The organism is Aequorivita viscosa (genome assembly GCF_900106795.1).
In the GTDB taxonomy this organism is placed as follows: domain Bacteria; phylum Bacteroidota; class Bacteroidia; order Flavobacteriales; family Flavobacteriaceae; genus Aequorivita; species Aequorivita viscosa.
The window spans coordinates 1-8,005 of the sequence record NZ_FNNS01000047.1 but is presented as its reverse complement, the minus strand read 5'-3'; the positions used below and the strand labels follow the sequence as shown (position 1 = coordinate 8,005).

Genomic DNA, 8,005 nt, shown 5'->3' with positions numbered 1-8,005 from the left:
AAAAGTCCTATCCAGTATTTTGATCCTCCCGACAGACCTGCCAGAGAGACCGAACTAGGCAATTCTAATTCTACTTCATACCAAGGGAGACTAAAGTTACTACTTACTTGAGTTTGTGAGGTTGGTACAACATCCTGAAAAGAGGTAATAAGGTTTCCCGGCTGTCCATCGTTATCTTCATAAATAAATATGTCAGCCACCTCAATGTTATTGATTATTGTAGGTGTTATTTTATTTATTTCCATGGTTACACCTTCTTCAATGTCAAAGTCATTAGCTATATACTTTGTGTTTAATCCTACTTCTGCATTTTCAAAGTTATTTCCTGCTTCAATAATTTCGCAGGCACCAATTGGTTCTGGCTCTTCTTCACTACAAACTCCAAATACCTGAAAAACGCCATCAAATCCAGATGTGCTAGGAGTCCAGGTAGCACCTTGGTCTAGCGAAGTATGCGTGAAGGCTGTATCTCCATTAGATTTTACTTCCCAAAAGTTGGCACTTCCACCACCAGATCCAAGTGTAGTCTTAAGTCCTATCCAGTATTTAGATCCACCAGCGAGACCTTCAAGCAATACACTATTTGGTAAATCTAATGCTACTTCATACCAAGGAAGGTTAAAATTATTGCTCACTTGGGTTTGTGAAGTAGGGGTAACATTCTGAAATGAAGTAATAAGTGTTCCTGGTTGACCGTTGTTGTCTTCATATATAAATATATTCGCTGTTTCGATGTTGTTGATTAGGGTGGGTAGTATTTTATTTATTTCCATTGTTATACCTTCGGCAATATCAATGTCGTTGGCAATGTATTTTAGATTTAGGCCGAACTCCGCATTTTCAAAGTTGTTTCCTAACTCTATAATTTCGCAAGGTTCCGTTGGTTCTGTTTCTACATTGCTGCAAATTCCTGAAACTTGAAATACCCCATCATAATTAGAAGTACTAGCAATCCAAGTAGCACCTTGGTCAACAGATGTATGTATATAAGCGGTAGTTCCGTTTGATTTTATTTCCCAGAAATTATTGCTTGCTCCATCTGAACCTGCAGTAACAAAAAGACCTATCCAGTATTTTGATCCTCCTGGGAGGCCTTCAAGCGTTACGGCGGTTGGTAGTTCTAGTTCAACTTCGTACCAAGGAAGACTAAAGTTACTGCTTACCTGTGTTTGTGAAGTTGGTACAACATCTTGAAATGAAGTAATAAGGGTGCCTGGTTGTCCATTATTATCTTCATAAATGAATATATCTGCAACTCCAATGTTGTTGACAATAGTTGGAATTATTTTGTTTAATTCCATGATGGTTCCCTCTTCAATGTCAAAATCGTTAGCTATATACTTTGAATTTAAGCCTATTTCTGCATTTTCAAAGTTATTTCCTTCTTCTATAATTTCACAAAATCCTATTGGTACAGGTACGTGAATACTACATTCACCACTAATTTCAAATACCCCGTCAAATCCAGATGGACTAGGAGTCCACGAGGTACCTTGATCAACAGATGAATGGGTGAAGACTGTAGAGCCGTTAGTCTTTACTTCCCAAAAGTTGGCGCTTCCCGCATCTGAACCCATTGTTACAATAAGCCCTAACCAGTATTTTGATCCTCCTGTATAACCAATAAGGGAAACAGTACTAGGTAAAGTTAACTCAACTTCATACCAAGGAAGACCAAATTTATTGTTAACCAGGGTCTGTGAAGTTGGAGCTACACTTTGAAACGAAGTAATGAGTGTTCCTGGTTTGCCGTTATTGTCTTCATAAATAAATATATCAGCAGTTCCAATATTATTGACAATCGTTGGTTTTACTTTTTCTATCTCTAAAACGGTTCCTTCCACCACATCAAAATCATTAGCGATATACTTTATGTCTAACCCAAATTCAGCATTCTCAAAGTTGTTTCCGGAATTGTCTATACTACACGGTGTAGATTGCCCAAAACTCAATATAGGAACTGTTAGGGCCAGAAAGAGATAAATAGATTTCATATTAGTTATGAATTAGGTTAGTGAATTTTTACTCTTTAATAATTTTAAATGTTTGAACTTCTTGTTTTGTAATTACTTTTGCTAAATAGATTCCGTTAGAGAGGTATGATAAGTCTAGCTGAACGTTGTTTGAATCTGGTTTAATTACTTGAATTACTTTCCCTGCGATGTCATATATAGTAATTTTAGAAAGTGGTAAATCGCTCTTAATATTTATTTCATTCTCAGTGGGATTAGGGAAGTATGTAATTTTATTTAGAGTAAAATCATCATTTCCTAATGCATCCAAAACATTGATAGTATAATCTTCTACTTGACCATAGCCATAGTCTGAACAGGGATCTATTGGGGATGTATCATAAGCTTTAAGGACTCTCATTACAGTAGAACCTATTTCAGCGTCTTGGGGCACTGTTATTGATCCCATTAATTGGTTGCCATCTGTCCCTGAAGAATCAAAGATGGAACCTATCTCGTACATTTCGCCTGTATCATTAAACACGTTGTTCTGATTCCAATCAATAAAAACAGTAAAGAAGTTATTCCATTCGCCATCTGCCCCTGTAAAACCTTCCAAGGTTATTTCATAAGTTTCACCTTGATTCAAGTTTCCAATTATATCGGTAAATACCTCATGTGGAGGACTGGTTGGTTCTGCGCTACTTCTATGAGCGATATCGGCTATTTCCACGTTGGTGATAGGTTCCACAAAAACGAAATTTAATGGGCTGCAATAAGGGGTGTAGTCCCAACAAGATACTCGTAGGTCAAAGTTGCCCTCTTCAATTTCAGACCCTTCAATCATAATGTAATATGTAGTTTCTCCATCAGAATAGAAAGTTACCTGTGAGAATAAGCCACAATCGTCGTCCGCAAAGCCTACTAGATTAGATAGGCTTATGTCGTCATAAACTCGAATTTCAGTATCGTAACTAGTAAAAACACTGCATAAGGAAACGGTTATGTCTTCCTCAATACCATTTCCCGTATAAGTATAAAAAACGTCTCCAGCTGGGTTACCTGCGATATTACTGGCATTTACATTGTTACCTTGAACTCGGTCACCACATTCCAAAGCAACAGCGTGTGCGGGAGTTTCATTTTGAGGAGGAATTGTCTGACAACTTGCATATAATGTAAAGTCTCCAAACTCTGAAGCATAAGATCCTTCAATCATGATATAATATGTTGATACGCCATCAGAAACAAAGTTGACGACAGATCGTGCATAACAGAAATTATCATTAAATGTAATTTCATTAGCTAAGGAGCAGTCAGAAAAAACTCTAATTAGCGTGTCATATTCCGTTCCAACGCATAATGAAATTGAAATGTTCTCCGCTTGGCCACTACCTGTATACGAGTAAAACACATCTGGCGATAAGTTTCCACCAAAATCATCGGCGCCAACTGTTGTGCCTGTTACTAAATCTCCACAATTAATTGGAATAGCGTTTGAACAAGCATTGTTTGGTAAGTCTTGAATTTGGCTCCCTGTGCAAATTCCAATTAATTCATAAACAAACTCTCTATCTGTAAAGTTCCACCCATCTGAATCATCATGTGAATAAGCCGCAAAACTTCCAAGTGTTGTACTGTTTGTATTATTCCAACCTATAGCGTCAGAAATTACTTCCATCCATACTTTAATGCCATCTTGATCGCCTTCAAATAATATATTGTTTGAAGAAACGTCTAGAGTGTATATATAATATTCGTAATCTTGTCCCGATCCTAAAAACTCCTCATTAACAATGTTAACGTTATTTAAAGTTATATCGGGTGTTCCAGGTAGTCCATCAACATTGTCGTGAAAAACTAGATCGAAAGTTGAAGCTTGGCCTAAAGTTTGAATTTTAACAGTGTTTAGTGCAAAAGTGCTTTCGGGAAGTACATCTATGTCAACGGCTAATCGCTGATTTCTATCACCAATAAAGAAACCACCAGTAAAAGGGTATAAGGAAGGAACCAATTGTGTGCAATCCAAAGGTAAATTAGGAATCTCATCTACTACATTTAGGGTGTAGTCTTCAGATTCACCAGTGCCATAGACAATACACGGATTTGCATTTGTATTATTCCATTGAAGGACAACCCTCATCCTTGTTTCTCCAAGTACTGCATCTTGAGGAATCGCAATTTCTTGGGTATGTGGGCCACTGTGATGTGCATTGTTTGCTATGGTATAGACCTCTCCGGCATCATTGAGAATGCCGTTTTGATTCCAATCTATATAAGCAAATACATTTTGTGATGACAGTGCTTGATTCCTTACTGAAATGGTATAGGTTTCTCCAGTTACAACTAAACCTACCTGGTCTGTATAGTCATTATGTCCTGTACCACATTCACTGTCGTTATTTATACCAGCAAAAATAACTTTGTTAATGTGGTCAGAACTACAACTACTAAAATTAGGTTCACAGTAAACTAGCCTGTTTTGATGAGAATAAGCCGTTGATGAGTTAACAGTTTTTTTGAAGGAAGGCAGGTCTTCTTTTTTCTCAATATAGGAGGGAGTGTTTTGCCTATCTGTAATGGAAATGGCATCGAATGATTTGTTTTTTTGCAAGTTTCTATCTTGACTGTGTCCAGCAATCGATATTGCTAAACATAGAAATAGAAAAACAAATTTATGCAGTTTTCTCATAGTTTGGTTGTAGGTTTTTTATGGAAAGTTGTAGAGATATTTTAGAAAACAATTATAGAAGTAATAATGAATTTAGCCAAAAAACCACATACTCAACATGTACTCTTTACAGGTTTTTTAGCTATTTCTAGCCTAGTAAGATATTAAAATAGCTAATTCTAAATAATCAGATATTTATCCCATAAATCTATAAGCTATAATTGCATACCTAAAATATGTGATTTAGAGTTATCCTTTTATAAGTAAATGAGTTTCTGAAATACAGAATAATTAATATCCTTATAATAGTTTTTTATACCGTAGTTCTCTATTCTTTTTCATCTGAATGAAATTGTGCTGTTTCAATCAACAATTTTTCAAATTCTTAAAAACTAAACATGATCCTGTCTATTACAACTAAAAGAAATCTTGGAGTGCTAATTCGCACATTTTACAATTTCCTGTACCTTTTATCAAGTTAACTAATTTTTATGGTACAACATTATTACTCTTACCTTAATAGTAAGGTCATAAGAGTCTGTTTCCCTTATTTAAATATGTAATTTGACAAGGAGGTCGCAAAAAAAACTCCCCAAAGATTGTCCTCGGGGAGTTTTCACTAATTACTAACCAAAGTAATGAAAAAAACTAATTACATTTTAATTACTTTAATGACATTAACGGCATCTTCCGAAATTAATTTTACTAGATAAACACCCGTCGTAAGTCTAGAGAAGTCAATTATATCTGTTCTTTTTCCAGAGTTAATATCAAGAACCTTTTTACCTGAAAGATCGAAAATCTGAACCGTATTTATAGATTTAGAAGCAGAGATATTTAGTAAATCAACCACTGGATTTGGATATACTTTAAAAGTATCTTCTTGCAAATCTCCCGTTGATAGCACATCTTCAACAGTTACTGTAAATTCACAAGAATTAATAACTTCACCATCCATCTCAACGTTGTATCTCACTGTAGTGACGCCTACAGGAAATTCTGAACCGGAAGAAATACCTTCAGTCAACTCTAATGATATATTATCTGAGTTGTCACAATCGTATGTAACAGCATATGTTACAACGCTGCTCGATTGTCCTACTGGAATTTGAACCGAAATATCTTCGGGGCATTCAATTGAACAAGTAGGAAGAGGGTTGTCCCTTACAATTATAGTGTAGTCTTCTGCCTGTGCATAATAATAAAAGCCACAAGGATCATACGGAAATCCATCGTCTGTCAGACTATCAGATGTAGTTATTACTCGCATTCTTGTAGCTCCTACTACTGCATCTTCGGGAACTTCAACAGTTCCATGAGCAAGTGCTCCTTGATCTCCTGCAGGAATTGAATAAACACAATCTATTTGGTAAACTTCTCCCGCGTCATCTAACACACCGTTTTGATTCCAGTCAATAAAAATTGTATAACACAGATCCCATATCGGATTTCCTTGTAATGTTACATCGTAGGTTTCACCAGTTACCACATTTCCTTCAATATCTAAGAAAGGTTCGTATGCTGGAGCTGTAAAAGGATCGGAAGGAGAGGTGTTGTCTATTCCAGCAAAAACCACTCTAGTTATTGGCGCTTTTAACGCAATATCGGGTGTGCAGTATTCAACAATGCTAAAACTGTAATCTTCTGCCTGTCCTGAAGTGTATTCTCCACATGGATCAAGCGGAAAGCCTTCGGCACTTTTAATTATTCTCATCCGCGTTTCACCTTCTAAAGCATCTGCAGCAACTTCAATTCTCTTTACCAACTTAATACCATCTGTTCCAGTAGAGTTAGTAATAGTGCCAAGTTGATAAACTTCACCAGCGTCATCTAAAACACCATTTTGATTCCAGTCAAAAAATGCTGTAAAGTAATGTGTGTTATTACCGTCCGTAAAACCTTCCAAGCTAATTGCGTATTCGTTGCCGTAAGCAACAGTGCCATGAATGTCAACAAAAAGCTCATGAGCAGGAGCATCTGTATCGGCAGTAGAAGGGTTGTCTATACCTGCAAACGTAACATTTGTAATAGGAGTTACGGTTTCTGAAATTACTACTTCGCAATACGGATTAATATATTCAGAGACATTTAAAGTGTAGTCTTCTGCTTGCCCAAACGCAATTGTTTCACAAGGGTCAATAGGGTAATCGAAATGCCATTTGATGATTCTAATTCGCGTATTTCCAACTAAGGCATCTAGTGGAATTTCAATAGTCGTAGTAGCTTGTTGTCCATCTGTACCAGTAGAATTTGTAATTTCACCAATTTCATATACCTCACCTGCATCATCCAAAATTCCGTTTTGATTCCAGTCTATAAAAGCCGTGAAATAGTGAGTATTATCACCGATAGTGTTTCCTTCTACGGTAAGATTATAAGAACTGGCTTGTTCAACGTTCCCTTCAATTGTTAAAAAATATTCGTGACCAGGAGCAGATAAATCTGCCGAGGTTACATTTTCTATATCTGCAAAAGAGACTTTCGTTATAGGTTCTACGGTTATAGAAACTTCAACCTCACAATAGGTATCTATAACTTCAGAAATATTTAGCGTATAATCTTCTGCTTGTCCAATATTGATTGAGCTACAAGGGTTTAATGAATAGGCGTCTCGTGATTTGATTATACGCATTCTAGTCTGATCAATTTCAGCGTGAAATGGAATAATAATAGTACTTGTAGCTGTTTGCCCGTCGCTACCTGTGGAATTAGTGATTGATCCTATTTCATATACTTCACCAGAATCATCTAAGATTCCATTTTGATTCCAATCGATGAAAGCTGAGAAATAACTGGCAAAATCTCCATCTGTATTCCCTTCCACCGAGATTACATATGCGTCACCTTGATTTACAGTACCTTCAATATTTAAAAAGTATTCTTGTGCCGGCGATGAAGTTTCAGCAGAAGTAGTATTCGCTATTCCGGCAAAAGTAACTTGAGTAATTGGAGCAACTGAAGTTTCAACTGCTACTGTACAGTAGTCGTCTGGAATTATTACTTCGCCACTACATTGTCCAATAACTTGAAAAACTCCATCAAATCCAGATGGACTAATAGTCCACGTAGCACCTTGATCTATAGAAGTGTGCGTGAAAGCCGTAGTGCCATTAGTTTTAATTTCCCAGAAGTTATTGCTTCCACCACCAGAACCTACAGTAGTTGTTAAGCCTATCCAATATTTAGACCCGCCTGTAAGTCCCTCGAGGGTTATCGAAGTAGGTAGGTCTAATACTACCTCATACCACGGCAGGTTAAAGTTATTACTTACTAAAGTTTGAGATGTCGGTGTAACATCGTCAAATGAAGTAATTAAATTTCCTGGTTGACCGTTATCGTCTTCATAAATGAAAATATCAGCAACCCCAATATTGTTTACAAT

At 36.5% G+C, this 8,005-nt stretch carries 3 protein-coding genes; all 3 read right to left on the bottom strand.

All coding sequences use genetic code 11. The features are described from left to right. Positions 1 to 1,994 (bottom strand): hypothetical protein (locus BLW28_RS15310; RefSeq protein ID WP_143036923.1); only part of this gene is annotated, 1,994 nt, incomplete at its 3' end. Positions 1,995 to 2,022: 28 nt separating this feature from the next. Further along, positions 2,023 to 4,644: a GEVED domain-containing protein gene (locus BLW28_RS15305; protein WP_073222283.1), complete on the bottom strand. Its 2,622-nt coding sequence runs from the start codon at positions 4,642 to 4,644 to the stop codon at positions 2,023 to 2,025. A 631-nt stretch (positions 4,645 to 5,275) separates the two neighbouring features. After that, on the bottom strand, positions 5,276 to 8,005 hold a 2,730-nt coding region (locus BLW28_RS15300; RefSeq protein ID WP_143036922.1), incomplete at its 5' end, for a GEVED domain-containing protein.

What these genes read in the sequence shown, in the direction of transcription:
- BLW28_RS15305 (WP_073222283.1), bottom strand. Translation starts at nt 4,644, where the DNA reads ATGAGAAAACTGCATAAATTTGTTTTTCTATTTCTATGTTTAGCAATA.